Source organism: Arthrobacter cavernae (genome assembly GCF_017368795.1).
GTDB lineage: Bacteria > Actinomycetota > Actinomycetes > Actinomycetales > Micrococcaceae > Arthrobacter > Arthrobacter cavernae.
The window spans coordinates 1-1445 of the sequence record NZ_JAFNLL010000107.1; the positions used below are offsets into that span (position 1 = coordinate 1).

At 62.8% G+C, this 1445-nt stretch carries 1 protein-coding gene and 1 pseudogene; both read left to right on the forward strand.

The window, feature by feature from the left end:
• The first annotated feature begins 105 nt into the window (after nucleotides 1–105).
• A complete protein-coding gene (locus J1902_RS19005; protein ID WP_207617925.1) occupies nucleotides 106–906 on the forward strand; it encodes a creatininase in 801 nt (266 codons plus the stop codon).
• Nucleotides 907–1284: 378 nt separating this feature from the next.
• Nucleotides 1285–1445, forward strand: a pseudogene (locus tag J1902_RS19615) (creatininase); the annotation flags it as partial.

The window sequence follows — 1445 nt, forward strand, 5'->3', positions numbered from 1 at the left end:
CCCGTTCGGCCCTGAGTACAACATCATCAGCGCCTGACACCCCGCGGCGGCGGCCAGTGGCCGCCGCCGCTTTGAACACCGCACTCAACAAGGAGCACCGCAAGCATGGATAAGTCAGTATTTCTGGAAGACCTGGACGCCTTCGCATACCGCGAGGCCCTGGCATCCGGGGAGGCGATCGTCCTTATCCCCGTCGGATCCCTGGAGCAGCACGGGCCACACCTGCCTTTGGGTACGGACACCATTTTGTCCTCCCGCTTCGCTGAGGGCGTCGCCAGGCGGCTGGATGCACTGGTTGCCCAGCCCATCGCGTACGGGTACAAGTCACAGCAGAAGTCCGGCGGCGGCAACCATCTTTCCGGTACAACCAGCCTGGATGGTGCCACACTCACCGGCATGGCGCGCAACCTGGTCAAGTCCTTCCTCAACCAGGGCGTCCGGCATGTGGTCTTTGTCAACGGGCACTTCGAGAACTACCAGTTCCTATACGAGGGAATTGACCTTGCCTTGGAAGAGCTGGGGCTCAAACCCGGAGCCGATCAGAGCGTGCTGTTGCTGTCCTACTGGGACTTTGTCAGCCAGGACACGCTGACGAAGGTCTACCCCGACGGCTTCCCGGGCTGGGACATCGAGCACGGCGGCGTCCTGGAAACCTCGCTGATGCTCCACCTCGAACCGGCTAGGGTTGCCATGGACCGCTTGGTGGACGGTCCTGCCGCGGTCCTGCCGCGCTTCGACAGGCTCCCGGTGGTGCCGGAGCGCACGCCGGCCACCGGCTGCCTCTCATCGGCCGCCGGGTCCAGCGCCGCCAAGGGTGAGCTGCTGTACGGGCAGGTTGTCGATGACCTGGCCGCCGACCTCGCCGAGGAACTGCTCCGCGAACCCGAGGACGCGACTGCCCCCTGACCCACCCTGCGCGCCCTCAAGGCGGCCAACCCACCTCGGTGGGATGGCCGCCTTTTGTGTGGATGACGCCGCGAGGTCTGCCCCCAGCCGCAACACGCCGGCTACGTCCGATGCATTCTGCACAACCAAGTTGGATTCAATGCAACCAGCCGAAGCGCGATGGATATGGACAAGCACCATATCCAGAAGTTTTCTGAGAATCCATTGACTGCGAGCTAAATCACTCCTAGGCTTTGTTGCAACAGTGTTGCGTTGATTGCAACGTCGCAATGTTTGCTCTCCGGGCCTCAGCGCCCATGGAATGAACCGCAGCGCTATGAATCGTCGGGCCGGTTCCACGTTTCCCCGTGGAACCGCACCAAGAAAGGCATCAGCACAATGACCACCACAGCATCTGAAAGCGCCACCTCCGTCGCCGAACTGGAGCGCCTCAAGGTCCTCAAGAACGGCGAGAAAGTCTCCCTGACCTTCTCCGATGCCGAATTCGAGCGCCGCGTTGCCGGGCTCCGCCGGATCATGGCCGAGAAGGAACTGGACGC

Bases quoted from the DNA above. Each gene is read 5' to 3' on its own strand.
- J1902_RS19005 (WP_207617925.1), top strand. From the start codon at position 106: ATGGATAAGTCAGTATTTCTGGAAGACCTGGACGCCTTCGCATACCGC.